The organism is Clostridium sulfidigenes (assembly GCF_000732635.1).
Lineage (GTDB): Bacteria > Bacillota > Clostridia > Clostridiales > Clostridiaceae > Clostridium_J > Clostridium_J sulfidigenes.
Genome location: NZ_JPMD01000001.1, coordinates 26,084 through 53,056, shown reverse-complemented (window position 1 = coordinate 53,056; position 26,973 = coordinate 26,084). Strand labels below are relative to the sequence as shown.

Genomic DNA, 26,973 nt, shown 5'->3' with positions numbered 1-26,973 from the left:
TTTACTTTGAATTTTGAATATATATAAACCCATAGTTATTCTGGATCATATATGCTAGAGATCTTGTCGTTTATTTCATTAACCACAGTATCAAGAACAGCTATAACTTTATCATAATGGATTCTTGTAGGTCCTATAACTCCTATGGTACCCATAATACGGCCATTACAACTATAGCTAGCAGTGATTATACTGCACTCTTTAGCGCACTCCACAAAGTTTTCTTCTCCTATACTAATAAATAAAGATTCCTTGTTTCCTTTGCTAAGAATTTCATTTAGGTTTTCTTCATTATTTACTAACCCTAAAAATGCCTTTGCCTTATCGATGTTATTATATTCAGGATAGTTAAATATATTTGTAGCACCCTTAGTATAAATTTCACCATAATCTCCCAACACTAGTGTTTCATGAAGAACAGGAATTATACAGTCAAATATCTCTTCGTAACCAACTAATTCATTTTTTAAATTAACAAGGAAATCTAGAGTAATTTGTTCTATGCTAATCCCTACAAGTAGTCTATTAAGAGCATTATTTACTTTTACTAGCTTATTGTCATCTACTGGATTTGTTACTCTAATAGTATTATTTTTTATATTACCATTGTCTGTTATTATTGTAGATAAAATTATGTGCTTTTCTATTGCTAATAACTTTATATACTTAATACTTGACTTTTTAACAGGAGCAACTTTTACTACAGAAGTTAGTCTAGTAATATTAGAAAGTACATCTATAGCACCCTTAATTATACTATCTATTTCACTTATAGATGTGTCCTTTATCAGGTCATGTCTTATAGTTTCATGCTCTTCTTCTGTAAGTCTGCTAGGGGTCATAAGTCTATCTACATAAAGTCTATAACCCTTATCAGAAGGTCGTCTTCCAGAGGATGAATGGAGTTGTTCTAAAAATCCCATTTCTTCAAGATCAGCCATTTCATTTCTAATAGTAGCTGAACTTATTCCTAAATCGTATTTTTTAGATATGGTTCTTGAACCTACAGGTTCTCCGTAAGTTATATAATCATTTATTATAGCCTGTAAGATTTTAATCTTTCTTTCATCCATATCCATGTTATCACCTCTTTGTTAGCACTCACTACTCACGAGTGCTAATGACTATATTTAATATATATCACTTATAAAATTTAATGTCAATATGATTCATAAATTATTTACAAAATTATCTGATTGATAAATTATTTACAAAATTAAATCTGCCATTACTTGATTACTCAGTTCTATCCCTCTTTTAGTAAGGTATAATCTATCTCCTTTTAAATTTAATAAATCCAACTTTACATACTTATCTATAACCTCTTTATATTTTTCAAAAATGGAGATGTTAAACCTTCTCTTAAATTCTTCTATACTTATACCTTCTATTTTTCTTAACCCTAAGAACATGAACTCTTCTATATCATCCTTTAAGGAATTTTCATTACTCTCCACCACTGCAGAGCTTTTATTTTCCATAGACATTATATAGGTTTCTATTTTTTCTTCATTTCTATACCTAATGCCATTAACATAGGAATGGGAAGATGAGCCACAACCAATATAATTTTCTAAATTCCAATATATTTTATTATGCCTGCACTCTAATCCATCCTTTGCAAAATTGGAAATCTCATACTGGTGATATCCTTTCATCTCTAAAAAATTAATGGCTTCAGCATACATGTCCCTTTCCACATCTTCATCAGGTAAAATTAATTTATCCTTTTCATAAAGATTATAAAACTTAGTTCCTTCTTCTATGATTAAGCTGTAGCAAGAAATATGCTCTGGCTTTAACTCTACAACCTGACTTAAAGTTTCCTTCCACTGAGCTAAACTTTGCTCTGGAAGTCCAAACATTAAATCTACATTTATATTATTGAAACCAAAATTCCTTAACATTTCATAGCTATGTTTAAAATCCTCAAGGGAATGAATTCTTCCTAGTGAATTAAGGTGACACTGTTGCACAGCTTGAAGTCCCATAGAAATTCTATTTACTCCCATGGCTTTAAAAATTTTTAGTTGCTCCTCATTAAAGGTCTTAGGATTTCCCTCAATAGTAAACTCAAAACCTTCCTCTATCCTATTTAATCCCCTAAGGGTTTTTTCTATAATTTTCCATCCATCAATGCACAAATAGGTGGGAGTTCCCCCACCTATAAATATGGTGCTTATAATTTTATCTTGGCAAGATACTTTAATTTCCTCACTCAATGCCTTAGCATAATCCATCATTAAACTTTCTTTACCACTATAGGAAGGAAAATCACAGTAATGACATTTCATCTTACAAAAGGGTATATGAATATATAATCCCACTGTATTTAATCCTACTGTATCCATTTTTCTTCTCCTTTAATATCCACTTCATTAACTTCTGAAACTTCTTCTCCATGACAAGGTTAATCGCTAGGAAACTAAATTTGATTAAGAAATTCTAAGTCTTCGCTTTTATAAATTTACCTACCCTCACCATTCGCCGTCATGGCTCAGGGTTCGGCTCTTGCGGTCGTGGCAAGAATTACGGTAATTTTATAACGCTCCGACTAAGAATTTCTAAAATCAAATTTATGATTGTTTCTACGCCGATTACCTATTGTCATTGCGAAGAATTTTCATGACATTAATAAATTAATTAATTATAAGTACTACTAACTAGTCAACTTTAAGTACTGCCATGAATGCTTCTTGTGGAACTTCAACGCTTCCTACTTGTCTCATTCGCTTCTTACCTTCTTTTTGTTTCTCAAGAAGTTTTTTCTTTCTTGAGATATCTCCACCGTAACACTTAGCAAGTACGTCTTTTCTCATAGCTTTTACAGTTTCTCTAGCTATTATTTTAGCTCCTATGGCTGCTTGAATTGGAATCTCAAACATTTGTCTTGGAATAATCTCCTTAAGCTTTTCTACCATGGATCTTCCTCTGTGGTAAGCTCTATCTGCTGGAACTATCATAGATAGTGCATCCACTACATCTCCATTAAGAAGTATGTCAAGCTTAACAAGTTGAGTTCTCTTATATCCTTTAAGTTCATAGTCAAAGGATGCATATCCTCTAGTTCTAGATTTTAAAGCATCAAAGAAATCATATACTATTTCATTAAGTGGAATATCATAATTAATTACAACCCTAGTTTCTTCGATATATTGCATATCTATGAAGGTTCCTCTCTTCTCTTGGCATAACTCCATGATTGCTCCTACATAATCTGAAGGTGATATTATTGAAGCCTTAACTTCTGGCTCTTCCATATAAGATATTTCACTTGGCTCTGGTAGGTTAGTAGGGTTTGTAATCTCTATAATTTCCCCATCAGTTTTAGCTACCTTGTAAACAACAGAAGGTGCAGTGGTAATTATATCTAGATTAAACTCTCTCTCTATTCTCTCTTGAATTATCTCCATGTGAAGTAATCCTAAAAATCCACATCTAAATCCAAAACCTAGAGCTATAGATGTCTCTGGTTCAAAGGATAGGGCTGCATCGTTAAGCTGTAGCTTTTCAAGAGCTTCCTTTAATGTTTCATACTTAGCTCCATCTACAGGGTATATTCCACTAAACACCATAGGTATAGCTGGTCTATATCCTTCTAGCGGTTGAGCTGCTGGTCTTCCTGCTTCTGTGATGGTATCTCCAGCTCTAGCATCTTTTACATTTCTAATAGCTGCACTTAAGTATCCAACGTCTCCAGCTCTAAGTTCATCTACCTTTAATGGACCTGGAGTAAATACTCCTACCTCAGTTACATCGTACACTTTATTAGTATTCATTAATTTGATTTTAGTTCCTGGCTTTACTACCCCATCAAATACTCTGATGTAGGTTACTACACCTTTATATGAGTCATAGTAAGAGTCAAAGATTAAGGCCTTAAGAGGAGCTTCTTCATCCCCTTCTGGTGCTGGTACTTTAGCTATAACAGTTTTAATTACATCCTCTATATTTAATCCTGTTTTAGCAGATATTAATGGTGCATCATCTGCTGGAATTCCAATAACATCTTCAATTTCTTGCTTAACCTCATCAGGTCTTGCACTTTGAAGATCTATTTTGTTTATAACTGGAGCAATTTCAAGGTCATGATCTAAGGCTAAGTAACAGTTTGCAAGGGTCTGTGCTTGTATACCTTGAGTTGCATCCACAACTAATACAGCTCCTTCACAAGCTGCTAAACTTCTAGAAACCTCATAGTTAAAGTCTACGTGACCTGGAGTATCTATTAGATTTAAAATATACTCTTCGCCCTCTTCTGTTCTATGTATAAGTCTTGCTGCTTGAGCCTTGATTGTAATTCCTCTTTCTCTTTCTAATTCCATGTTATCTAGTACTTGGGCTTCCATTTCCCTAGCTGTTAAAGTACCTGTTTTTTCAAGTAATCTATCTGCTAAAGTAGACTTGCCGTGATCTATATGTGCTACTATAGAAAAATTTCTTATGTGTTTTTGTCTGTTAGTTTGCATCTACTCAAATACCCCCGTAAATTTATATTAACTCTTTATTAAAGTCACTGTTTCTAATCTAATTATCAACTATACTTAGTTAGATAATAAACCAAAGTAAATTATACCATAAAATAAAGGTTCCTTGTCAATATACTTTATAATGTTAACTTTTAAGTTTCATTGGATGGCAATACTAGTTCCTTAATGGTATCTCCTATAACCTTAGTGCCTTTAACAAAATTCTTAAAAGGCTGACCATTAAGGATTATATTAAATTCCCCTATTTTTATATTAACCTTCGAATCCCTGTCATTAGAGCTTACATAAAAACTAGAGCTTTGTCTCACCACCTGAGGTAAATTCATATTTACCACTAAAATTCCGTATATCATAAATCCTACTGAAATTATTATTAAAAACTTGCATAATCCTGTCCTTAGTGTCTTACTATCCATCTTATCTATTCTCCTTTACCTATAGGTGCTCAAAATAAAAAAAGTACCTCACATTTAATGATGTACTTTTTCTTATATTTTTATTCTTTCTTAGGCATCTTCAAAAAATAAATAAGTCAGAATGCTCGTCTATTTATTTATTTTCAGATGCCTTACTTAGAATTTAAATATTGTGCAAAAACTATACTCATATATTTCATGGAGTTTTTAGCTTCTTGTAATTTGTTTGTATCTGCTCCAACCTCCATGAGTATAGCATTATCACTTAAATCTTGGTTATAAAATAAAATACCTCCATGGTCATAGGCTATAATGCCCCTCTCTCTATACAACCCAGGATAAAGCTTATTTGCTATAGCAAATATGGATTTAACATTTTCTATATGCTTAGGATATTTAGGGTCCTGCATAGTTGTTACTAAAGTAAGCTTTGCAACATCATCGCCCTTTATGTTTCCAGTAACATCTTCTTTTCTAGGACCACCATCTCTATGAAGATCTATTACTAAATCAAACTCTCCATAACTACTTATATTTTTACTTATGGTTTCTCTAGAAGCATGGTAAGCTCTATTATAATCAGCCTTATCATGAATTGTTTTATCATGGACAACTGTAAAGCCTAATTTTTCTAGTTCAGAAGTAAGAACATCCCCAACTCCTGCTACGGTGGTAGATAATCCACCATTTCCTTCTGCATAAGCTTCATTAGTATGAGTATGATATATCAATATCTTTTTTTTAGAATTATCTTTAGGATCACCAACTACATCTACCCCTTCTTGAAATTTATTTATGTCCGTATCTTTTAGTTCGAAAGGATTTATTGTAATTTTCTGTACTACCTTAGCATGTTCCTTCACATTCTCTAGAGCAGTTTTATCCCTTAAATTTTCTTCGTCTAAAAAGCTTATTTCCTTTCTAACTATATCCAAAGGATTCAAGGTAAAATTACCTATAAATTTTGTATCATCCTTATTTACTGCTGGCTTTAAAGTACTGACACTTTGCCCTATGAGCTTCATAAAAAAATTAGTTCTATTGATACTTTCTAAGTTATCATCATCTAAGGCTTGGGTAGACCTAGATAAACCTATAGATATTACCATGACTACTGCTATTATAGCAAGGATAGCTCTAGAACAATACTTTCCAGCATCTGTCTTACTTTTGTTATTCACCGTATCCCCCCCTGTTTGAGTTATACATAGGTATAATTAATTACTCTAATAATTTATATGAGGGGGGAATAAATTTTATTACTTTAGTTTAAATAGGTATTTATATCATCTAAGGTTAAAGCTGGTTGAAGGGCTATGTTTATGCCATTGGCAATTATTTTAGATACACTATCTATTACTTTATCAATATCCTTAGGAGTTACTACCATGCCTCCTAATTCTGGGTCTAGAACCTCTCTAATCAATGTTTGTCTTTCATCTCTGTCAACTTCCTTAAGCATGCTATAAAAGGCACCTCCCTTAGTTGAAGACTTGATTAAGCTTTCTAAAACTAAGTCTATGGTATCATTAGCTATAGTTCCTGCATCTACCACTGTAGGCACTCCTATGGCTATTACAGGGACTCCTAGGGTCTTTTCACTGAGCTCTAATCTTCTATTTCCCACTCCTGCTCCTGGAGATATACCTGTATTACCTAGCTGTATAGTTCTATTTACCCTCTGTGTTTTCCTAGAAGCAAGAGCATCTATACAAATTATTACACTAGGTTTTACCTTATCTACTATACCCTTTATAATTTCGCTGGTTTCCATACCTGTAAGTCCTAAGACACCGGGGGATATAGCACACACTGGTCTTACCCCCTCATCAATGCTATCTGGAACATATTCTTTTAAGTGTCTACTTATCATTATCTTTGACACTACTTTTGGCCCTACGGCATCAGCGGTGATATTCCAGTTACCTAACCCTACCACTAAAGCTACCATATCTTCATTTAGATTAATCAGCTTTGATAACTCTTTAGCCATAACTTCACTTACATCTATTATTCTCTCACCATCATAGTATACGAATTCTGGAAATTCTAAGGTGATATATTCACCAATAGGTTTTCCTATGTTTTTAGCTCCTTCTTCATCTAATATTTTTACTGCAGTAACTCTAACGTTATTATCTATATATTCCTCCGATTTTACTCCTGATAATTTTCCAGGATTATTCTCACTATAAATCTCTTTAGCTTCTAACGCTAAATCTGTCCTTACACTGTAAACTACTTCTTCTTTATCCTTAGACTTGCTTTCCTTCATCATAATCATTACACCTCATTTATGGTATTTTTCATATCATTCCTATATACATTAGTATTTATATTTATCTTTTCCCAAAGTTTCTTTCATATACTAATATGTTAAAGGTAAATTCTAATATGTTAAAGGTAAATTCTACTTGAAGTACGCAAAATTTAATGTTATAATAGCTTTTGTTATATGAAACTCGTAAGCAGACTTCCCCAAAGCTGCCGCTGAGAGATTGATAAAACTACAAGGGGGTGAATTAATAATGGCAAACATTAAGTCAGCTAAAAAAAGAATCAAAGTTACTCAAGCTAAGACTATGAGAAACACTATGATAAAGTCTTCTTTAAAGACAACTATAAAGAAATTTGAAGCTGTTCTAGCTAGCAATGACGTTGCTGCTGCTCAAGAAAGCTTTAAAACTGTAGTTAAAGCCCTTGATATGGCTGCTTCTAAAGGCATAATACATAAGAATAAAGCAGCTAAGAAAAAATCTAGATTAGCAGCTAAGTTAAATGGATTATCTGCTTAATAAATAAACCGGTGTATTCACCGGTTATTTATTTTTTTGCATATATTAAATTTTAACCTTTTTATTTATTCATCATGGTTTTTACCATAAGCATTTCAATGGCATTCTTTTGATCTACAGATTTACTTTTTATTTCACTTTCTGTTTCAATGCAATTTTCTATATTCTTCTTTAGAGCTTCCTGAGAAAACTTTTTACTTTGAACTATCATCTTATCTGCAATATAGGGATTTAGGTTATATTCCTTTACTATGTCTTCTTTTCTAATCCCTTTTCCAATCTTTATTCTTATGGCAAATAAAAGCTTAAATTGACGCTCTATCATAGATAAAATTTTTGGTGGTTTTTCACCCCTATATATCAATTGATTTAAAGTATCTATGGCTGCCTTTATATTTCTTTCTGAAAGATAGGATACTAAATTAAATATATCATTCTCCTTTTCATAGGGACACATCTTTATTATATCTTCTCTAGTTATCTCCCTTCCTTCAGTATATAAAATAAGCTTCTCTATCTCGTTATCTACTATGTTCATGTTATTTTCTATGATGGAGCAAAAGTATCCAACTTCACTTTTTCCTATGGACTTTCCCTTTTCTTCAAAGATGGCTTTTACTTTACTTTGAAGGCCCATGCCCTTTAGTTTATCAACTTTTACAACCTCACATACATTTTGAAGCTTCTTAACCTTATTACTAAGTTTTTCTCTATCATCTTCAAATACATAGTACATAATTAAAAAGGTATAGGGAGGAATATCCTTAAGATAGTTTCTAAGGCTATCTATATCTTCTCCCTTATCTCTTAAAAAGTTAGCTCTAAAGATTTCTACCATTCTATATTCACTCATAAAGGGTATAGTTTCGCAATTATTTATTAAAGCATCTACATCTAATTTATCTCCAGAAATTCTTGTATAGTTAAAATCAGCAAAACTTTCATCTATCTTTGAATTTCTTATTTTTTTTATAGCTGTCTTTATAAGTCCTTCATCAGAACCACAAAGTATATAACAATTTTTTAGTTTATTTTCTTTTATGTGTTTTTCAAATTGTTCTAAGGTTATCAAGAAAAATTCCTCCACTCTTTAATTCAGTATAATACTTATTTCAGCATAATACTTATTCTAGTGAACATAATTATGATATAATTCTCCACCTATGAGTTTATAGTTTTCATAATAATGCCCTAGAATAATTCCTTCTCTTTTTCTGTTAATCCTTATTATATCACAGTTTGGACTTGTTGATGAAGAATTGCTTTTATAACAGCATTGAGTGGCTTCTTTTTCATATTCCTTGTCTATAATTATATTACTAATTTTACCCCTATGATTTATTTTCAAAGCGAAAGCTCCATCCTTATCTTCTACATATATACTGCAATGCTTTGAAAGTTTTAAGGTTAGCTCTTCTTCAAATTCATCATAGATTCTATCTAACCCCTTATAATTTTCATAGACATATTTCAACTTCACCTTTTGATTACATACCATTACTTTTCTGGTACCATAGTTTATTTCTACAATATCAACCTTTTTACCCCCTATAAAATTTATTTCCGGATAAATTATATATTGCTGCTTTATAGTTAAAAGAAATAGTAATATAGGCAAGTATCTTAAAGACTTCACCCCTCTTCTTATAAGGATATAACTTAGGTATAATATGAGAATCATAACCCCTTCTATGTAAGTAAATTCTAAGGGTAAGGGCAAAAGATTAACTAAGAAATCCTCCATGGTATTAATTATAAGTAGCACTGAGTTAGTAATGAGAGACAAAAGATTAAACACCGTTGGAACCTTAATAAATAGAAGCATAAGATTACCTAAAACTAATAGAAATGTGTAAAAGGGAATCAAAAATAGATTAGAAATAAGTCCACCTAAACTCACAGCATTAAATCTCATTATTATATAGGGTGTAGTAAAAATCATAGAGCTAAAGGTTAAACTAAGGGAGGTAGCTATAAAATTGGGGAGCTTATAAAATTTCCGTTTAATTTTATTATTTAAAGTGAAGATTCCTAATACGGCTAAAAAGCTAAGTACATAACCTATATCTAATATGTAGTAAGGTCTTATTAACAGAAGCAAAAATGCTGCAAAGGCTAAGGCTGATATACCTTCATAGGTCTTTTTCACCTTAGGGCCTAATACCAGCAAAAATATCATTATAAAGGCTCTAAAGGTAGAACTTTTTCCTCCAGTAAATATAACATAAAAGAAAAGAACTATTAAAGCTAGTTTATATCCAATTATACTTTGAAGTACTCCATAAATTAGTGATACATGAAGTCCTGATACACTTATTATATGAGATATACCTAAAGCATTAAATTCTTCTCTTTTATCGTAATCAATATAGCTATCATCGCCACCACTTACCGCTAGTATAATAGCAGCTCCTTCTTCACCTGCAACAGCTAAAAGCTTATTATAAAGATGACTTTTTATCAAATATCCCTTATATATTAAATCTTCCTTTAAAGGCTTCGAAGCTATTAGGTTATACTCTCCTACAATTCCTTTACTATAATCTACCTTTCTATGAAATTCTCCTTTTAATATGTACTGCCTTCCTAATTGAATCTCCTTGTTCTTAGGAAAAATTTTAATTCTTCTATTTTGGAGACTACCAATATAGTAATCCTTCCCTTCCTCCACGATTCTGCATTTAACATTTTCACCTAGGTCCATGGAATAAAAATATATAATGCAGTTTATAAAAAACAGCATAGAAAACCCCATAACTATAAAAGCTAGGGGTTTCTTAAAATCCTTTTTAAGTAAAAGTATATAAATTACTATAAAAACTACAGCTGGTAAAATTCCCATGTAGCTATATAAAAAGTATATAGTACATCCAAAAATTCCTGCCAAACATATCTGAACCATTGATTTATCCATAATATCACCCTGTAGTATCATTGCCAAAGTAATAAAATGTAATTCAGTTTTATAACCAATTTTTATATATTTCTTCTGCTGGCATTGGCTTTGCAAAGTAATATCCCTGAATCTCATCACATTGTAATTTTCTTAGACATTCCAATTGTTCCTTTCTTTCAACCCCTTCAGCTATTACAGGAACCCCTATTGCTTTAGCAACGGTAATTACAGCCTTAACGATTGCATAATCATAGTTATCTTTATCTATTAGGTCTACTAAAGGTTTGGCTATTTTTATCCTATCTACTGGTAACTGCTTTAAATAATATAAAGAAGAATATCCAGTGCCAAAGTCATCAACAGCTATTGAAATACCCATTGCATTAATCTTTAACAATGTATCTTTAACTTTTATATCTTCTTCCAATTCTAAAGTCTCTGTAATTTCAATTTCTACTTCTTCAGGTGCAATATGATATCTTTCCATGATTTCTTTTAATTTTATAATGAAACTATTATCCTTTAACTGTCTTACAGAAACATTGATTGCAATTCTAAGGTGTTTTTTAGTTTTTTTCTTCCACTGGGATAGCTGTGCCATGGCATTTTCCATAACCCAATATCCTATGGGAATTATAAATCCTGTTTCCTCTGCAATGGGAATAAATTCACCAGGAGAAATGAATTTTCCATCATTTCTTTGCCAGCGCATAAGTGCCTCAAAGCCTATAATTCTTTCATCTTCAATGGATACTTGTGGTTGATAATACAATTGAAATTCTTCATTAAAGTCAGCTTTTTTAAGCATAATTTCAATTTCATTTTTAGCAAATGCTAATTCTCCTAGTTTTTGGGTAAAGACCATTGCCCTATTAAATCCTAATAGCCTAGCTTGTAGCATGGCTATATCTGCATGTTTAATCATTTCATCTCTATTTTTTGCATCAAGGGGATATATAGATATTCCTATATTTAAAGTAACTCGTATATCATACTCTTCAATGGTAAATATGTCGCTACAGGCATGTATAAGATTTTTAGCCATTTCTAGTCCATCTTCATAGGTATAAGAACCTTCCTTAGTAAGAACAAAAACATCCTCACCAAAGGAAGCTAAAATATCTTCTTCTCTGTAAACATACTCTTTAAGTCTCTTTCCTATTTCCACTAATACTTCTTCTCCAATATAATTACCAAACATGGTTTTTAGCATCTTATATTTATTTAAATCAATATAAAAAAGAATAATATTTTCATCTTTTTTCAGATTATTAATATTATTATCTATCTGCTGAAGAAAATATCTCCTACTATATAATCCTGTAACTACATCCTTATTTATCAAATCATTTAACTCTTTTGTTCTCTCCTGAACCTTGCTTTCCAACTTTAAGTTTAATTGCCTTTCATTTTTTAATAATTCTTCTTTAAGTATATTGGTTTGAACATGATTTGAATGTATATAGTAAAAGGTAATAACTATAAGCATTAATAATAAATATTCTAACTGCACCCCTTTAAATAGGATTAAAATTATTGGAGCAGTTAATAATAAAAGCCCCTTTTTATTTCTACCACTATTCATGAATTCAGTTCGTTCTATCTTATGTTGAGTTTTAATTTTAATAATTGACCCTATAGCTGCCACTCCAAAAGCAATTACATATGCAGCATCTAATAATGAATTGGGCTCATATAGGCTGTAAAAATATTCATAATAATAAATAATATCAAAAACTATATAAAGTATATATGAACCAGCTGTGACCCTTAAATATAAAGGTATTTTCCCTTTTCTTATAGACAAGAACCAACTAGCAACCCATATAAATATTAAAAAGTCTACAAATACACAAATCATAAAAATCCAATCACTTTTCATAAGTATTGCATTTTGCATATCAGTATTTAAAAATATAACCCAAACTAAAGTCATAGTACAGATTGTTATTGCAACAGTATCTATTAAAACCTGGGTTGCATTCCATTTTTTAAATTGATCATATCCACCTATAATTAAGGAACATAGTAACAGTAAATTAGTTAATAAATACCCACTTACTATAGCACTAACTTGTTCTGGATTAATTTTCAGAATTATAGCTTCCACTGCCCACATAACATCACAAACAGCCCAGTTTAAAATACTTAGAGCCAAAAATAATCCTGAAGTTTTTAATGTCTTATTTTTCTCCTCCATATAAAAACCTTTAAAAACATAATAAGCTGCTATAAAAGTTACAATGGGAGATAAAATGTTCCCAAAAAAATTCGATTTTACAACGGTTGCTCCGAAATAGGATAAATATAAAATTGCTACTAATACCACTGTCAAAACTTTCTTCATAATCCATTTCTCCCTTACAATCGTAGAAATATAATATATAACTTATTTCCCATATAGAATATAAGTTTTCTATTCTTAAATGTAATATCTATTATTCTTTTTTTAGGATGAAAATCCTTTATTTATATAATAAAAATTTTCATTTATAATTTCATTGAAGTTAATATAGGGTATGTAAATATAAAATTGTATGAATATATCAATGAAATGATATGTAAATATAGAAATATTTGTATAGGTAACTATATGACTATTTCTATATTTACCTATTTACCTATAAAACTATATAAATAGTTAACTAGTTAACTATTTGTTGTGTTCATGCGGGTTTCCAAAAAAAGTAACGGGGTCTGACCTCCTCCCATTTTATGGGATGGGGTCTGACCCCGTTACAAAAAAAGGAAGGGAGTCTTACCCCCTTTTAAGTATTTATTTTAATTAACCTATTCCCATTTAATATTAAAATCACCTTCATGATTTTTTCCTTCTATGACAATAGTATATTTTTCATCTTTGTTTATCTCCACATCTTTTTTAAAATCATCTGGTTTTTCTACTGAAAAAACTTCATTTTTTTCTTTGTCTATCAATTTAATATTTATATCACCATTTAAAGTTTCTGAATCAATATGAAATTTCACTTCTTCTGTTGTAAATTTTACACTATATTCATAATATCCGTTGTATTCTTTATAAGAACCTTTTATCCCATTATTATCTTTACTTATGTCTCCACTATTAATCTTATAACTTGAATTCTCTGTACTATAGTTATTACAAGCTACCAATGACATAAATGTTAATGCAATGATAAAAAAACATAATACTAACTTTTTCAAAATATACCTCCTAAAAATAAAACAAATATTCTTGAAATTTTAACTATACCTCCTGTCTGATAATTACATTGTAATACGTCACTCGTATTATAATATAATTATTATATCATTGTTTTTGTACACCTTCAATACCGACCTTACTTTTTCTGTATATTTTACTTGTTATTTCATTTAATTATTTATCTATTTACTGATTAGGTTTCTACTTTTGGACTTTTTTCTTATAATATAAACTTTTATATCCCCAAAAAACTGTGAATATAAATAAAACAATTGCAAGAATTATCTTTAATTCTAAAGTATTATAGTTTCCTTTCCATAGAAGATCATATAAAACTAAAAGTAAAAATAATGATGGAATTAATGTAAAATAGCTAAATAAGGAAACCATATTAGAGTAATATTGATTAATATCCTCTACATCTGTATATATTTCAAATTTATCTTCATCCTTTTCCTTTGATTTTTCCAAAATTAATAATTCCCTATTTATATTTTTAGAAGTTGCAACTCTAGATTTACTTTCTTTAATAAATGGTCTAAGTTTAAATTTTCCAAAAGAATACTGTCCAAGGTTACTTCCCTTTATAAAACACTTAATTCCAAAATCATTTAGTTCTTTTATATAATTGTCAATATACTCATTACTGCGATTTGAAACCAATTCCACTGTGTAAATATAGTGGTTATCTTTTTCCTTTGAAAATGTATATAAACATCCCCTTTGAGATACACTTTCTAGTTTGTATCCTTGTTTTGCAATATTGTTTAACCACCTTTCCTGACCTTCAATTGGGTCTAAAAAAAACCTAAATTTTTTAATCACTTTTTTACCTCCCTTTAAATTTATAACTTCTTACCAATAAATCTTTCTCCAAAGGTATAGATTTCTTTTATTCTTTCATATTCATTCTTAAGTACTTCTTTTCCCTCATCTGTTAACTCGTAAGAGTTTCTTTTGTCATTCTCATCATCTTCTATAGGGGTTAAATAGTTCTTTTCATTCAGTTTATTTATAATTCCATATAAAGTGCCAGGTCCTAAACTAATTCTGCCATGAGTTTTATCTTCCAAAAACATTTTTATAGCATATCCATGTTTTTCATAAAGAAATGCTGTCATCACATAATAGGTTGATTCTGTTAATGGTTTATACTTATCTTCCATCTTTAATCTTTTTACCTCCATTACTTAATACGTTATGCGTAGTACATCATTTTAATACACAATTAAATTAAATGCAAGAGAAAAATTTACAAAATAAGTAATGGGGTCAGACCCCCTCCCTTTTTTTGGGAGGGGGTCTGACCCCATTCCAGAAAATGACCCCATTCCAAAAAATGAAAAAACAATGGGCTAGCCCATTGTTTTTTTGGCGGGAATATGTGAGAATCGAACTCACCCGTCGTGGTCTTAGCACGGCAACTCGGTTTTGAAGACCGGCAGGCACACCAGCACCTATCTACTCCCATACTACTTCCTACACTTGGTATTATAAGATGTAATAGATAAAAAATCAAGTATTAAAACCATCAATACTTGATTTTTTTCACTATTAATACATTACTCTATCATTTTCTACACGTTTAGTGAATTTTATACTATCTAGATGTTCTAGGATAGCAATAGTATATTTTCTGTTACTTTCAAAAATTTCTTTAGCGATAGCTGCTGATATAGAGCCATTTTCAAGGATATAATTTCTTACCTTATTCTTAGCTTCTTCATAATCTTCCTTAAGAAGAGTGCAGTCTTCATTTAATTTAATTAAAATTTCCTTATCTATTAGAAGTTCATATACCATCTTAAATCCAGCTCTATCTTTTTCCCCTTGGCCTAAGTCTACATATTTAGGAGGGGTAAACTTTAACTTTTTATATTCATTTATTATAAAGTTTTTCATTCTTTCTTGTTCTTTATTCAAGGTTACATTAAAATCATATAAAGCTATAAATTTTTCACTTACTTTTAATGTTTTCTTTTCTACTAACATGTTTAATATCTCATCATAATTCTTTTGTTTTAATTTTTTAGTAAATATTTTATTTTTAGCTTCTTCCTTAGACATTCCAAATTTTAATGGATTCTTTTTATGGAAATCTTCTATGAGTGCCTTTAATTCTTTTGTTTTATCCTTTAAGAAATCTTTATGGATGAATATGCTATTATCCTGTCCACCTAGTCTTATTATGGTTCCTTGATCTTCTAAAGCTTTTAATTCCGTTTCTATGTTATCCATGTTCTTCCCAAGACTCTTTAATATAGCTAAAGAATCTGGATAGGTATCGCTTAAATTTTTCACTGTATTTTCTAAAATATTAGTAGATTTACCACTTTCTTTTAACTTTAGTTCTTCTAAATACTCAGCTGTAACCTTCTTAGATTTTTTAGCATTAGGTTCTATTATTATACCTCCTGCTATGGTATTCATAGGAGAATAGCTTCTTATGATGTAGCGATCATTTCTTTGCGCTGTAATAGGCTTTTCTAATCTCAGTTGAACGTAAGCCCACTGTCCAGGTTTAATTTCTTCTTTATCTAAAGGTATAATTCTACAGATTATTTCTTCTGTGCCATGATATAGCCTTACCCTTTGTCTATTTACTATAGACTTTTCAGCTGTTTTTATATGGTACAACTTACAATCTATGATTAAAGAGGGCTCCATAATATCTTCCTTAGCTACCACATTACCTCTTTGTACCTCTGACACCTTAATATTGGCAAGATTTATGGCACAACGCTGTCCTGCTTCTCCAAGTTCTGAAGGCACATCATGGACTCTTATTCCTCTAACCTTGGCCTTAACCTTACCTGGATATATCTCCACGGTATCACCTAGGGATACCTTTCCACTTATTATAGTTCCAGTTACCACTGTACCAAAACCACTTATACTAAAGGATCTATCTACTGGTAATCTAAAATGACCTTCCGTATCCTTTGCTTCTACTTCTTCTGTTAATTTATCTATATCCACAATTAATTCTTCAAAACCCATTTTAGTCTTAGAGGATACTGCGTGAATAGGTGCATCCTCTAAAAAAGTATCCTTAAATTCTTCCTTTATGTCTTCCTTTATCATATCTAACCAATCAGCTTCCACTAAATCTGACTTGGTTAATACTACTATACCTTTTTTTATATTTAAAAGTTTTAATATTTCAAAGTGTTCCCTGGTTTGCGGCATTATTCCTTCATCGGCAGCTATTACAAGTAACACCACATCTATACTACTTATTCCTGCTAACATATTTTTAATGAATTTTTCATGACCTGGTACATCAATTATTCCTGCTCTTCTCCCTGAAGGTAAGTCAAAATAGGTAAATCCTAAATTTATAGATATACCTCTATTTTTTTCTTCTTGTAGAGTATCTGTTTCCCTTCCTGTAAGAGCTTTAATTAAGGTAGTTTTACCATGGTCAATATGTCCAGCAGTACCTATAATTATATGCTTCATCTATTTTACTTCATCCTTTCAAAGCATCTGTTTTATAATAGAGCAGGTAGGCAGTAACCCACCTGATTGATCTAATCTACTCTATAGCCTTAAAACATTGTACTATTTCATCAAAATCTTCTTTAAATAAGGTTCTTCCATCTAAAACTAGCTCATCATTGTAAACCCTAGCTATTAGTGGAGTTTCCCCTAATCTAAGTTTTCTCTCCATATCCTCTGGAGAAAATTTTTCACTGGTTACTTTAACTACATAGGTTTCAATTTTTTCTGTAGGCATAGACCCTCCACCTACCATGGATTCACCTTTGTCTATATAAAATTTAAAGTCATTAGTCTTACTTTGTAGCTTTCTCTTTAGAAGTATACATTTTTTCTTAACTTCTTCCTTAGGCATCAAAATCATATTTAAAGATGGAATGTTATCTATAGCTTCTTTTTCATCTATATAATATTTTAAGGTACCTTCTAAGGCTGCTAAAGTCATTTTGTCAACTCTTAGGGCCCTAGTTAATTGATTCTTTTTCATTCTATCCATATATTTCTTTTTTCCAACAATGATTCCCGCCTGTGGACCACCTAGCATTTTATCTCCACTAAAGGTTACTACATCAATACCTTTTTTTATGCTATCTTGCACGGTAGGTTCATAGGTAAAACCATATTTACCAAAGTCTATAAGAACTCCACTACCTATATCTTCTACCACTGGAATTTCATGCTTTTCTCCCAGTTCTACAAGCTGCTCTAAGGACACTCCTTCTGTAAAGCCTAAAACTTTAAAGTTAGAGGTATGAACCTTTAAAAGTACTCCTGTATTTTCTCTTATATTATTTTCATAATCATATAGATGAGTTCTATTAGTAGTTCCTATTTCCACTAGCTTAGCTCCACTAAACTTCATAACTTCTGGTATTCTAAAGGAGCCACCTATTTCTACTAGTTCTCCTCTAGAAACTATGACTTCCTTTTCCTTTGCTAAGGTATCTAGAACTAACATTATAGCTGCTGCATTATTATTTACTACCATGGCAGCTTCTGCTCCAGTAACCTTTTTAATAATTTCTTCTATGTGAGAATATCTAGAACCTCTTTTCCCACTTTCAATGTCATATTCTAAATTATTATAGCTCCCTGCCACTGTTATCACATTTTCTATAGCTTTTTTTCCTAAAAGTGAACGACCTAAATTAGTATGTATAACAGTTCCTGTGGCATTTATCACCCTTTCTAGGTGCATTTTGTTTTTGCTTTCTAGAGTATGGACTGCAAAATCTAGTACTTGCTCTGTATTTAAACTATCTACATTGCCTTTTAATATACCATTTCTATAAAATTCTATGGCTTCCCTTAAGGATTCTAAAACTATGGTTCTAGAATTTTCTTCTATTAACTTATTTACTGATTGAAGTTTTAAAAGTTCATCTATCTTAGGTAATTTTCTTAATAATTCCTTATTCATTTTACTTCTCCCATGCATTTTAATAAGATACAACTTATGTATGGCTATCTATTCCACCACTAGGGGTACTTCACCCTTTTCAATTACTTCACCAATAATAGCAGGTTTTATATCTAACTTCATTAATCTTTCCATCATAGACTGAACTTGATCTTGAGGAGTAGATATTAATAAACCTCCTGAGGTTTGTGGATCAAATAAAGCATCCTCTAACCATTCTGGAATATCCTCTAATTTATACTTGCCATCTAAATATCCTTTATTGTTATAGGTTCCTGCAGGCACTAAACCCATCTCTGCATATTCTCTAGCACCTTTAATCACTGGAATTTTATCTTTAAATAACTTTATAGTGATATCAGAAGCTGATGCCATCTCATATCCGTGACCCATTATTCCAAAGCCAGTAACATCTGTGCATGCATTTATGTTGTAATCTACTATAATTTCACCTGCATATTTATTTAAGGTACTCATAACCTTTACAGCTTCATCATATACTTCCTTGGATGCTATTTCTGCCTTTATAGCTGTATTAACAATTCCTGTACCTATAGGCTTTGTTAATATAAGTACGTCTCCCACCTTACAACCATGGTTTTTAAGGACCTTTTCAGGATGTACTATTCCCATAACAGATAACCCATACTTAGGTTCGTCATCTTCAACAGTATGTCCACCAATCACTACGGCACCTGCTTCTATGACTTTATCAGCGCCACCTTTTAAAATTTCTCCTAATATATCTATATTAAGGCAATTAGGAAAGCAAACTATATTCATGGCTACTGTAGGCTTTCCTCCCATGGCATAAACATCACTCAGGGAATTTGCAGCTGCTATGGCTCCAAAGGTATAAGGATCATCTACCACTGGTGTAAAGAAATCTAAGGTTTGAATAGCTGCTATATCCTCTGTTAGCTTGTAAACTGCTGCATCATCAGAAGTTTCTATTCCTACTAATAGGTTTTCATTTGACATTTTAGGTAATTTGTCTAGTATTTTTGAAAGGGTCTCCGGCCCTATTTTCGCTGCTCATCCAGAGGTCTTTGAAAGTTCTGTTAATCTTTTTGACATGGTTTTACCTCCTTATTTTATAATAAAAACAAACACTATTTTTTATTAAATTTAACTTTATTTAGTATTGAAAATTATACTAATTCTTTAATAATTCTATACTAATACTCATTTTATGTCTACCTTATCTCTCAATTTCTCTAAGGTTTTTACTCCTATACCCGTTATATTTGTCAGTTCATCTACGGAGTTAAATTTTCCATTTTCATTTCTGTAATCTACTATACTTTGAGCTTTTACTTGACCAATACCTGGAATGGTCATTAGTTCATCCACTGTTGCTTTATTTATATTTATTTTTCCTTTTGAATCTACAGCTCCTGTACCCTTTTCCTGCTGTTCTTCAACTTCAATTTCTGAATCTAATACTTCTTCGCCTACTTTATATATTTTAATACATTGTTCATCTTCTAGTATTTTAGAAAAATATATCTTTTCCTCATCTGCTTCTGGTGTCAGTCCCCCTGCTATTTCAATTAAGTCTCTTACTCTAGAACCTGCCTTTAATTCATATTCTTTAGGAGCTTTCACTGCACCTTTTATATCTACAACTATTTTACTATCATTTACATTTTCTTGATTTTCACTATCTTTATTATTACTATCTTTATTCTCAGTATTTTCATTTTCTCCATTACCTTTTGAATTTTGGCTTTGGAAATACTGTTGTTCATCAAGAAATACCTCTTTATATTCTTCTTCTTTATTATGATTAATTATGTATCCTGCTACCAAAAATATAATACTAAGTATTAATATGGATAATGCTCCAATTATTTTTTCTTTTAATTTCACTTTAATACACCTCTCAATTAACATCTTATCCATATTTTTTATAAATTATTATCGTACTTCCAACTTTTTTTTGATATAATTATGTATTATGTGTTAAAAAAGTTACTAGATAAAAATTAAATATGTATAGTAAGGAGATTTCTATGAAAAAACTATTATTTATCATATTATCATTTTTTGCTATAACCCTATTAAGTTATGGTAATGCATATGCATACTCAGACCCACCTTCAATAACTGGTAAAAGCGTGGTAGTTATGGATGCTAATACTGGGGCAGTGGTCTATGGGAAAAATGAAAATAAACCTTATCCACCAGCATCTACAACAAAACTAATGACAGTACTTCTAACTCTAGAAAATTGTGATCTAGATGAAGTTGTAACTGTAGGTGAATTTCCTCCTACCATTGAAGGTTCAAAAATCTATGTAGATGTGGGAGAAAAGATGACTGTAGAAGAAATGTTATATTCAGTAATAATGGTTTCTGCAAATGATTGTGCTGCTGCTCTAGCAGAGCATATCTCTGGCTCCATTGAAGAGTTTGCCCTATTAATGAATCAACGTGCAAAGGAACTTGGCTGTAAAAATACCAACTTTGTAAATCCTCATGGACTTTATGATGATAAACATAGAACTACAGCTTATGATTTAGCTCTTATGGAAAAAGAATTATTAAATCACGAAAAATATATTGAAATATCTAAAACTAAATCTACTTTCTTACAGCCTACAAATATTTTCAAAGAAAAAAGACCTCTTTGGAACGATAATAGACTACTTCACGATGCTTATGAATGCTATTATCCAGATGCCATTGCTGGTAAAACAGGCTATACTGATGAATCTCGTCATTCTTTTGTAGCTTCTGCTTGTAAGGGTGATAACAAGTTTATAATAGCAATATTATTTGATGAAAATAAAGCCTATTATGATGAAACTCCTAAACTTTTTGATTGGGCCTTTAAAAACTTTTCCACTGAAAAAGCTTTTTCAAAAGGTGAAGAAATAGGTACTTACGAAACTACTAATGGTTCAATTATTCCTTTGTTGGCTGATAAAGACATACTATATACCAAAGATAACAGTTCTAAAGAAAAGCCATCCATAGTAATTAATAAGGATACTCTTAGTAATAAATTTTTTAATAAGGGGGAGCCTATTACCACTGTTGCAGTTAATTATAATGGTCAAGGCTATAGTAGTGAGGTTTTAAGTGGTAGTGATTATGAAGAAGAAGTGCTTCCTGTAGTTGGTAATCTAGTTACTACAGAGGATAACACTATAAGCTATAAAAATCTATTTATGATTATAGGTGGAATAGTTTTAGGAATTATTCTTCTAATATTGGCTACTATATATATTATTAAGAAAAGAAATTTAGCTAAAAAACGAAAAAAAACTTTTCTCTTCTTATAATTCATATAAAAACAAATATTAATTTATCAAAATATAAATGGTGCTGCATTATTAACTAATGAAGCACCATTTCTTTATCCCATGACTACCAACTCTAAGGCTCCTATCTTTTTCAAAGTGGGAGTAAAGAGCTGCTAGGTCTCCGGCTATGAATTTTCTATTTGGATTGAAGGTTATGTATAAGCTTTGTCATATCCTCTGGCAGAGTACTTTCAAAGTTTAAAATCTCACCACTTCGAGGATGTGGCAATGTTAGAGCATAAGCATGTAGAGCTTGACGACTTATTAATTCTTCATCATTAAAATCACTATAGAGTTGTTCTCCATATATAGGACATCCTACATAGCTTAAGTGTACCCTTATTTGATGGGTTCTTCCAGTCTCCAAGACCAATTCTACTAAAGTTCCCTCTTTATAGCTCTCTTTTATCTTGTAATGAGTAATACTTCTTTGACCATCTTCTAAAACTGCTCTTTTTATTGTTTCATCTGTAGGTCTTCCTATAGGTAAGTCTATAGTACCTTCTTGATTTTCAAGGTTTCCATGAATTATAGCTAAATAAGACTTTTTAATTAAATTCTTCTCCATGGATTTTGCTAAATTCATGTGAGAAAATTGATTTTTAGCTATCATAATAAGTCCAGAAGTATCTCTATCTAATCTACTAACTAATCTTACTATTGAATTATCATTATTACTTCTAAAATGATGAATAACTCCATTGGCTAAGGTTCCCATAGGATGACTTTTAGTTGGGTGAACTACCATAAAAGGAGGCTTATCAACTATTAATAGATCATCATCTTCATAAATAACCTTTATGTTTAAATCTTCACCTTCTATATTTTGGCTTTCCTCTGCATTAACAGTAACTTCAATAACATCATCTTCTTGAAGTTTATAGTTAAGCTTTACTTCCTTACCATTTACTCTTAATCTTCTATCCATAGCGGAACCACGAATGAATCTACCGGAAAGATTTAAATTTTCCTTCATGTAGTCTCTTATCTTCACATCCTGGCCTTCTTTTCCTACCTTATATGTAATAAAACTCATCTTCTAGTCACCTCTATTTATAAATATTTAAGCCTCCTTGTGTAGGAGGCTTAATCATATACTTAATTATTCTACTATTGCTATTACTTCTATTTCTATTAAAGCATCTTTTGGTAATTTACCTGGTTGAACACAAGATCTTGCAGGTGGATTTGCATTGAAATACTTTCCATATACTTCATTCATGGCTGCAAAGTCATTCATATCCTTTATAAATACCATAGTTTTTACAACTTTATCTAAGGATGTACCAGCCTCTTCAAGAATAGCTTTAACATTTTCTAAGCACACAGCTGTAGCCTTTTGTATATCATCATTTACTAATTCTCCAGCTTGATTTATTGGTAATTGACCTGAAGTGTATAGTAAATTTCCTACCTTTACTGCCTGTGAGTATGGTCCTAAAGCTGCAGGTGCTTTTTCAGTGTTGATTATGATTTTATCCATTTTTTTGCCTCCCCAAATTAAATTATTATATATTATTAGATAATTTTTACCTAGTAATATCAGTTTCTTTTAGTAACTAACAAATAATTTCTAGCTTTAATGGTATCTATATGCATTATTGAGTTTCTAGATAAAATATACATTATAGTATCGTCAAAGGATTTTAAAAGAGCTTTATCTAAATCCTCATAGGCTAAATTCCTTAATTCTTCCACACCTTTAAAATTTCTTGAAGGCTCTATACAATCCGCAATATAAACTATTTTTTCTAATGTTGACATATTTTCTCGTCCTGTAGTATGATATTTTATTGCATTTAAAATATCTTCATCTTCCACATGGAACATTTCCTTTGATATATATGCTCCAATTAAACCATGTAAAAGCTGAGGAGATTTGTAATATATATCTGAAATAATTATTCCATTACTCCTTGCTTTATTAATTAAATCATTGGCAGAAAAATTTTTAGCACAATCATGACAAAGCCCAGCTATTCTACCTTTATTAGGATTTATACCATAATGTTTTGCAAGGTCTTCACTAGTTTTCATTACACCTAAACTATGGTTATATCTCTCCTTGGTAAGATGAATTTTTATATAATCTTTTATTCTATTTTCCTGCCACATACCTTACACCTTATTTCTATATAAATTATATTGATTAATTACCTCCTCTACCCCTTGGGGAAGAAGGTAATTAACCATTTTATCTTCTGAAATTTTCTTTTTAATTTCTGTAGATGATATATCTAAAAGAGACATTTCTAACAAAATTATCTCTTTGTCATACTCTTTCTCTAAATCCTTTTTCATTTTTAATACATCATCCATAGCATATCCAGTTCTAGAAAACACAACTAAAGTGCAGTTATCTAATATGATGTGAATATTTTTCCACTGCCTTAAAGTCATTAAACTATCTACTCCAACTAAGAAATACCATTGAGTATAAGGTTCTCTATGGTTAAACTGCATTAGAGTATTATAAGTATAACTTAAACTGTCACTTTTTATCTCAAAATCACTTATGGAGAACTTTTTCTCACCTTTTATGGCCTGAGAAACCATTTTATACCTAATTTTCTCCTCTGTCACAGCCCTAGCCCTTTTATGTGGTGGTCGACCATTTGGCATAAATATGACTTCATCTAGGCTTAAATTATATAGTGCTTCATAAGCTATATGAATATGTCCTATATGTATAGGATCAAAAGTTCCTCCAAAAATCGCCTTTTTCATGCTATTACCTCTTTAAATTATAATACCATATATGAAGTATTTTACCAACTGCAATTGGAATACTTGTTTAAAAGTTACATATATTTAAAGGTTTCTAAAACTCTATTAAATGTATATTATTTAGGAAGTTCTATTTTAGGATTTTTCTTAGATTTGCGATATATAACTAATTTACTTCCTATAGCTTGAATTCCTTCACAACCTAATTCTTCACATAAAATTTCTGAAGCTTCTCTTGCTGTAATCCCACTATTATTTAAAGTTTTTATCTTGATTAGCTCTCTTGATTCTAGAGCCCCATCTATCTGCTTAAGAAAGTTTTCTTCTATGCCACCTTTTCCTACTTGGAATATAGGTGCTAATTGACTTCCAAGAGATCTAAGATAGCTTCTTTGTTTTGTTGTTATCATGTTATTTATTTCCCCCTAATTTTATAATAAGAACTCAAATTCAAAATCATTTAATCTTACTAGGTCACCATCTTGTATTCCCATATCCTTTAACTCATTGATAATTCCTTTGTTTCTTAAAACTTTATGGAAGTATCTTAATGAATCTGGCTCATTTACATTTACACTAGTCAATAATCTATCTACAAAGGATCCTGTAATTTCAAATATACCTTCTTCGACTTCATTTATTTCATATGTAAATCTCTTTTCTTCAGGAATAAATTTATCGTCTTCTGAAATCTCTAATTCCTTAACAGGAATTGTGCTAAGCATTTCAGCTGCAGCCTTCATAAGATCATCTACACCTTCATTGGTAGCTGCAGATATCTTATATATCTTATCATAGCCCATAGCTTGTAATTCTTTTTTAAAGTTTTCATAAACTTCTTCATCATAGAGCATATCAGATTTATTTGCTGCAATTATCTGTGGTCTATCCCATAGCTTTATGCTATATTTTTTAAGTTCTTCATTAATCCTTTTAAAGTCTTCTATAGGATTTCTTCCTTCAACTCCAGAAATATCAACTACATGAATAAGCATTCTAGTTCTCTCTATATGTCTTAAGAACTCTAATCCTAATCCTACTCCCTCTGCTGCTCCTTCTATGATACCTGGAATGTCAGCAATAACAAAAGGTTCTATACCCTTCACAGCTACTACTCCAAGGTTTGGTTTTATAGTAGTAAAGTGGTAGTTAGCTATCTTTGGTCTAGCCTTAGATACCATGGATAAAAGTGTTGATTTCCCTACGTTAGGGAATCCTAGAAGTCCTACATCTGCTAAAAGTTTAAGTTCTAACTTAATCCATCTTTCTTCTCCTGGCATACCTGGCTCTGCAAAGTTTGGCGCCTGTCTTGTAGGAGTACAAAATTTTGCATTTCCTTTTCCGCCTTTTCCACCTTTACATACTACAAATTTATCGCCATCATGAGCTAAGTCACACATAACTTTATCTGTTTCAAAGTCTTTAACTATAGTTCCCATTGGAACTCTGATAATAATATCTTCTCCACCTCTTCCGTAGCATTTAGAGCCTTCACCCTTTCCTCCATTAGGAGCTACGAATTTACGGTGATAAGAAAAATCTAATAGGGTAGTCATATTACTATCTACTACTAATATGACACTTCCACCATCTCCACCATCTCCACCATCTGGTCCACCTAGTGGAGCAAATTTTTCTCTTCTAAAATGAATGGAACCATTACCACCATCTCCGGACTGTACAAAAATCTTGGCTGTATCTATAAACATTATTATTTCACCTTCCTAACAAAATATCCTTTGATATTTTTACGAATTAAGTATGAGTATATTATTATTATTTACAAAAATAATAATTTTACCTATGTTTTATTTTAAAACTAATTAACACCTAGGGATGTTTTTTTATAACATAGAATAAATAATTGCCCTATGAGTAAATAATTGTCCTATGTCATAAAAAAGCACCCTTACGGGTGCTTAATTAACTATTCAGCTATTGCAATTTCTACATCGATTGGATAAACACTAGCTTTTTTCTTGTTTTTACCCATTCTTTCAAATCTTACAACTCCATCAACCTTAGCGAAAAGAGTGTCATCTCCACCGATACCAACGTTTGTACCTGGGTGAATTTTTGTTCCTCTTTGTCTTACAAGGATGTTTCCTGCAAGTACAAATTGTCCGTCTGCACGTTTAACCCCTAATCTCTTAGATTCACTATCTCTACCGTTCTTAGAGCTACCTACTCCTTTTTTATGAGCACATAACTGAAGGTTTATTAGTAACAT

General features: G+C 31.1%; 25 protein-coding genes and 1 tRNA gene. 2 read left to right on the top strand and 24 right to left on the bottom strand.

What is annotated here, in order from left to right; all coding sequences use genetic code 11:
* Positions 1-35: 35 nt before the first annotated feature.
* From hrcA to gpr, 6 genes are all read right to left on the bottom strand, one after another.
* Positions 36-1,073, bottom strand: coding sequence for a heat-inducible transcriptional repressor HrcA (hrcA, locus tag IO99_RS00270; protein ID WP_198028541.1), 1,038 nt, complete (start codon positions 1,071-1,073; stop codon positions 36-38).
* A gap of 135 nt (positions 1,074-1,208) precedes the next feature.
* Positions 1,209-2,351, bottom strand: a complete 1,143-nt coding sequence (gene hemW / locus IO99_RS00265) for a radical SAM family heme chaperone HemW (protein ID WP_035128861.1) — start codon at positions 2,349-2,351, stop codon at positions 1,209-1,211.
* 312 nt (positions 2,352-2,663) lie between these two features.
* Complete coding sequence (gene lepA, locus IO99_RS00260) at positions 2,664-4,469, bottom strand: translation elongation factor 4 (protein WP_035128858.1); 1,806 nt, start codon at positions 4,467-4,469, stop codon at positions 2,664-2,666.
* A 152-nt stretch (positions 4,470-4,621) separates the two neighbouring features.
* Positions 4,622-4,906: a hypothetical protein gene (locus tag IO99_RS00255; protein ID WP_035128856.1), complete on the bottom strand. Its 285-nt coding sequence runs from the start codon at positions 4,904-4,906 to the stop codon at positions 4,622-4,624.
* A gap of 152 nt (positions 4,907-5,058) precedes the next feature.
* Positions 5,059-6,087 carry a stage II sporulation protein P gene (locus IO99_RS00250; protein ID WP_051823787.1) on the bottom strand — a complete coding sequence of 343 codons (1,029 nt, stop codon included), beginning with the start codon at positions 6,085-6,087 and terminating at the stop codon, positions 5,059-5,061.
* An 83-nt stretch (positions 6,088-6,170) separates the two neighbouring features.
* Complete coding sequence (gpr, locus tag IO99_RS00245) at positions 6,171-7,184, bottom strand: GPR endopeptidase (protein WP_242844057.1); 1,014 nt, start codon at positions 7,182-7,184, stop codon at positions 6,171-6,173.
* A gap of 250 nt (positions 7,185-7,434) precedes the next feature.
* Here gpr and rpsT point away from each other — a divergent pair, with 250 nt between their 5' ends.
* Complete coding sequence (rpsT, locus tag IO99_RS00240) at positions 7,435-7,701, top strand: 30S ribosomal protein S20 (protein ID WP_035128853.1); 267 nt, start codon at positions 7,435-7,437, stop codon at positions 7,699-7,701.
* A gap of 61 nt (positions 7,702-7,762) precedes the next feature.
* On the opposite strand, the gene holA is transcribed toward rpsT, so the two are convergent.
* The 11 genes from holA to IO99_RS00185 all read right to left on the bottom strand — a co-directional run bounded on the left by holA (position 7,763) and on the right by IO99_RS00185 (position 20,577).
* The gene (holA, locus tag IO99_RS00235) at positions 7,763-8,773 is read right to left on the bottom strand and encodes a DNA polymerase III subunit delta (RefSeq protein WP_035128850.1); all 1,011 of its coding nucleotides are present in this window, start codon (positions 8,771-8,773) and stop codon (positions 7,763-7,765) included.
* 57 nt (positions 8,774-8,830) lie between these two features.
* Positions 8,831-10,615, bottom strand: coding sequence for a ComEC/Rec2 family competence protein (locus IO99_RS00230; protein WP_035128847.1), 1,785 nt, complete (start codon positions 10,613-10,615; stop codon positions 8,831-8,833).
* A gap of 49 nt (positions 10,616-10,664) precedes the next feature.
* Positions 10,665-12,944, bottom strand: coding sequence for a putative bifunctional diguanylate cyclase/phosphodiesterase (locus tag IO99_RS00225; RefSeq protein ID WP_051823786.1), 2,280 nt, complete (start codon positions 12,942-12,944; stop codon positions 10,665-10,667).
* A gap of 443 nt (positions 12,945-13,387) precedes the next feature.
* Positions 13,388-13,783, bottom strand: a complete 396-nt coding sequence (locus IO99_RS00220; RefSeq protein ID WP_035128844.1) for a hypothetical protein — start codon at positions 13,781-13,783, stop codon at positions 13,388-13,390.
* A 202-nt stretch (positions 13,784-13,985) separates the two neighbouring features.
* Positions 13,986-14,609 carry a DUF2812 domain-containing protein gene (locus tag IO99_RS18185; protein WP_051823784.1) on the bottom strand — a complete coding sequence of 208 codons (624 nt, stop codon included), beginning with the start codon at positions 14,607-14,609 and terminating at the stop codon, positions 13,986-13,988.
* A gap of 20 nt (positions 14,610-14,629) precedes the next feature.
* Positions 14,630-14,950, bottom strand: a complete 321-nt coding sequence (locus IO99_RS00210) for a PadR family transcriptional regulator (RefSeq protein WP_035128840.1) — start codon at positions 14,948-14,950, stop codon at positions 14,630-14,632.
* 206 nt (positions 14,951-15,156) lie between these two features.
* Positions 15,157-15,253, bottom strand: a tRNA-Sec gene (locus IO99_RS18890).
* Positions 15,254-15,338: 85 nt separating this feature from the next.
* Positions 15,339-17,246 carry a selenocysteine-specific translation elongation factor gene (selB, locus tag IO99_RS00200; protein WP_035128834.1) on the bottom strand — a complete coding sequence of 636 codons (1,908 nt, stop codon included), beginning with the start codon at positions 17,244-17,246 and terminating at the stop codon, positions 15,339-15,341.
* A 76-nt stretch (positions 17,247-17,322) separates the two neighbouring features.
* A complete protein-coding gene (selA, locus tag IO99_RS00195; protein WP_035128831.1) occupies positions 17,323-18,705 on the bottom strand; it encodes an L-seryl-tRNA(Sec) selenium transferase in 1,383 nt (460 codons plus the stop codon).
* Positions 18,706-18,753: 48 nt separating this feature from the next.
* The gene (selD, locus tag IO99_RS00190) at positions 18,754-19,782 is read right to left on the bottom strand and encodes a selenide, water dikinase SelD (RefSeq protein ID WP_084178008.1); all 1,029 of its coding nucleotides are present in this window, start codon (positions 19,780-19,782) and stop codon (positions 18,754-18,756) included.
* A gap of 108 nt (positions 19,783-19,890) precedes the next feature.
* A complete protein-coding gene (locus IO99_RS00185; protein WP_051823782.1) occupies positions 19,891-20,577 on the bottom strand; it encodes a helix-hairpin-helix domain-containing protein in 687 nt (228 codons plus the stop codon).
* Positions 20,578-20,720: 143 nt separating this feature from the next.
* Between IO99_RS00185 and IO99_RS00180 the strand changes: the two genes are divergently transcribed.
* Positions 20,721-21,995 carry a D-alanyl-D-alanine carboxypeptidase family protein gene (locus tag IO99_RS00180; RefSeq protein ID WP_035128825.1) on the top strand — a complete coding sequence of 425 codons (1,275 nt, stop codon included), beginning with the start codon at positions 20,721-20,723 and terminating at the stop codon, positions 21,993-21,995.
* A gap of 157 nt (positions 21,996-22,152) precedes the next feature.
* On the opposite strand, the gene IO99_RS00175 is transcribed toward IO99_RS00180, so the two are convergent.
* The 7 genes from IO99_RS00175 to rpmA form a co-directional block, all read right to left on the bottom strand.
* Entirely contained in the window at positions 22,153-23,052 is a 900-nt protein-coding gene (locus IO99_RS00175; RefSeq protein ID WP_035128822.1) for an RluA family pseudouridine synthase, read from the bottom strand.
* A 66-nt stretch (positions 23,053-23,118) separates the two neighbouring features.
* On the bottom strand, positions 23,119-23,499 hold the full coding sequence (locus tag IO99_RS00170; protein ID WP_035128819.1) for a RidA family protein: 381 nt from the start codon (positions 23,497-23,499) through the stop codon (positions 23,119-23,121).
* A gap of 59 nt (positions 23,500-23,558) precedes the next feature.
* The gene (gene yqeK, locus IO99_RS00165) at positions 23,559-24,131 is read right to left on the bottom strand and encodes a bis(5'-nucleosyl)-tetraphosphatase (symmetrical) YqeK (RefSeq protein ID WP_035128817.1); all 573 of its coding nucleotides are present in this window, start codon (positions 24,129-24,131) and stop codon (positions 23,559-23,561) included.
* 3 nt (positions 24,132-24,134) lie between these two features.
* A complete protein-coding gene (gene nadD / locus IO99_RS00160) occupies positions 24,135-24,743 on the bottom strand; it encodes a nicotinate-nucleotide adenylyltransferase (RefSeq protein ID WP_035128814.1) in 609 nt (202 codons plus the stop codon).
* A gap of 116 nt (positions 24,744-24,859) precedes the next feature.
* A complete protein-coding gene (gene yhbY, locus IO99_RS00155) occupies positions 24,860-25,153 on the bottom strand; it encodes a ribosome assembly RNA-binding protein YhbY (protein ID WP_035128811.1) in 294 nt (97 codons plus the stop codon).
* Positions 25,154-25,174: 21 nt separating this feature from the next.
* Complete coding sequence (gene obgE / locus IO99_RS00150) at positions 25,175-26,452, bottom strand: GTPase ObgE (RefSeq protein ID WP_035128808.1); 1,278 nt, start codon at positions 26,450-26,452, stop codon at positions 25,175-25,177.
* Positions 26,453-26,670: 218 nt separating this feature from the next.
* Positions 26,671-26,973: a 50S ribosomal protein L27 gene (gene rpmA / locus IO99_RS00145; protein ID WP_035128805.1), complete on the bottom strand. Its 303-nt coding sequence runs from the start codon at positions 26,971-26,973 to the stop codon at positions 26,671-26,673.

Excerpts from the sequence above, each read along its gene's own strand:
- hrcA (WP_198028541.1), bottom strand. The coding sequence starts at position 1,073 with ATGGATGAAAGAAAGATTAAAATCTTACAGGCTATAATAAATGATTAT.
- selB (WP_035128834.1), bottom strand. The coding sequence starts at position 17,246 with ATGAAGCATATAATTATAGGTACTGCTGGACATATTGACCATGGTAAA.
- rpsT (WP_035128853.1), top strand. The coding sequence starts at position 7,435 with ATGGCAAACATTAAGTCAGCTAAAAAAAGAATCAAAGTTACTCAAGCT.
- IO99_RS00180 (WP_035128825.1), top strand. The coding sequence starts at position 20,721 with ATGAAAAAACTATTATTTATCATATTATCATTTTTTGCTATAACCCTA.
- IO99_RS00230 (WP_035128847.1), bottom strand. The coding sequence starts at position 10,615 with ATGGATAAATCAATGGTTCAGATATGTTTGGCAGGAATTTTTGGATGT.
- lepA (WP_035128858.1), bottom strand. The coding sequence starts at position 4,469 with ATGCAAACTAACAGACAAAAACACATAAGAAATTTTTCTATAGTAGCA.
- selA (WP_035128831.1), bottom strand. The coding sequence starts at position 18,705 with ATGAATAAGGAATTATTAAGAAAATTACCTAAGATAGATGAACTTTTA.
- nadD (WP_035128814.1), bottom strand. The coding sequence starts at position 24,743 with ATGAAAAAGGCGATTTTTGGAGGAACTTTTGATCCTATACATATAGGA.
- hemW (WP_035128861.1), bottom strand. The coding sequence starts at position 2,351 with ATGGATACAGTAGGATTAAATACAGTGGGATTATATATTCATATACCC.
- IO99_RS00225 (WP_051823786.1), bottom strand. The coding sequence starts at position 12,944 with ATGAAGAAAGTTTTGACAGTGGTATTAGTAGCAATTTTATATTTATCC.
- IO99_RS00175 (WP_035128822.1), bottom strand. The coding sequence starts at position 23,052 with ATGAGTTTTATTACATATAAGGTAGGAAAAGAAGGCCAGGATGTGAAG.
- IO99_RS00170 (WP_035128819.1), bottom strand. The coding sequence starts at position 23,499 with ATGGATAAAATCATAATCAACACTGAAAAAGCACCTGCAGCTTTAGGA.
- rpmA (WP_035128805.1), bottom strand. The coding sequence starts at position 26,973 with ATGTTACTAATAAACCTTCAGTTATGTGCTCATAAAAAAGGAGTAGGT.
- IO99_RS00210 (WP_035128840.1), bottom strand. The coding sequence starts at position 14,950 with ATGGAAGATAAGTATAAACCATTAACAGAATCAACCTATTATGTGATG.
- gpr (WP_242844057.1), bottom strand. The coding sequence starts at position 7,184 with ATGATGAAGGAAAGCAAGTCTAAGGATAAAGAAGAAGTAGTTTACAGT.
- yqeK (WP_035128817.1), bottom strand. The coding sequence starts at position 24,131 with ATGTGGCAGGAAAATAGAATAAAAGATTATATAAAAATTCATCTTACC.
- IO99_RS00255 (WP_035128856.1), bottom strand. The coding sequence starts at position 4,906 with ATGGATAGTAAGACACTAAGGACAGGATTATGCAAGTTTTTAATAATA.
- yhbY (WP_035128811.1), bottom strand. The coding sequence starts at position 25,153 with ATGATAACAACAAAACAAAGAAGCTATCTTAGATCTCTTGGAAGTCAA.
- obgE (WP_035128808.1), bottom strand. The coding sequence starts at position 26,452 with ATGTTTATAGATACAGCCAAGATTTTTGTACAGTCCGGAGATGGTGGT.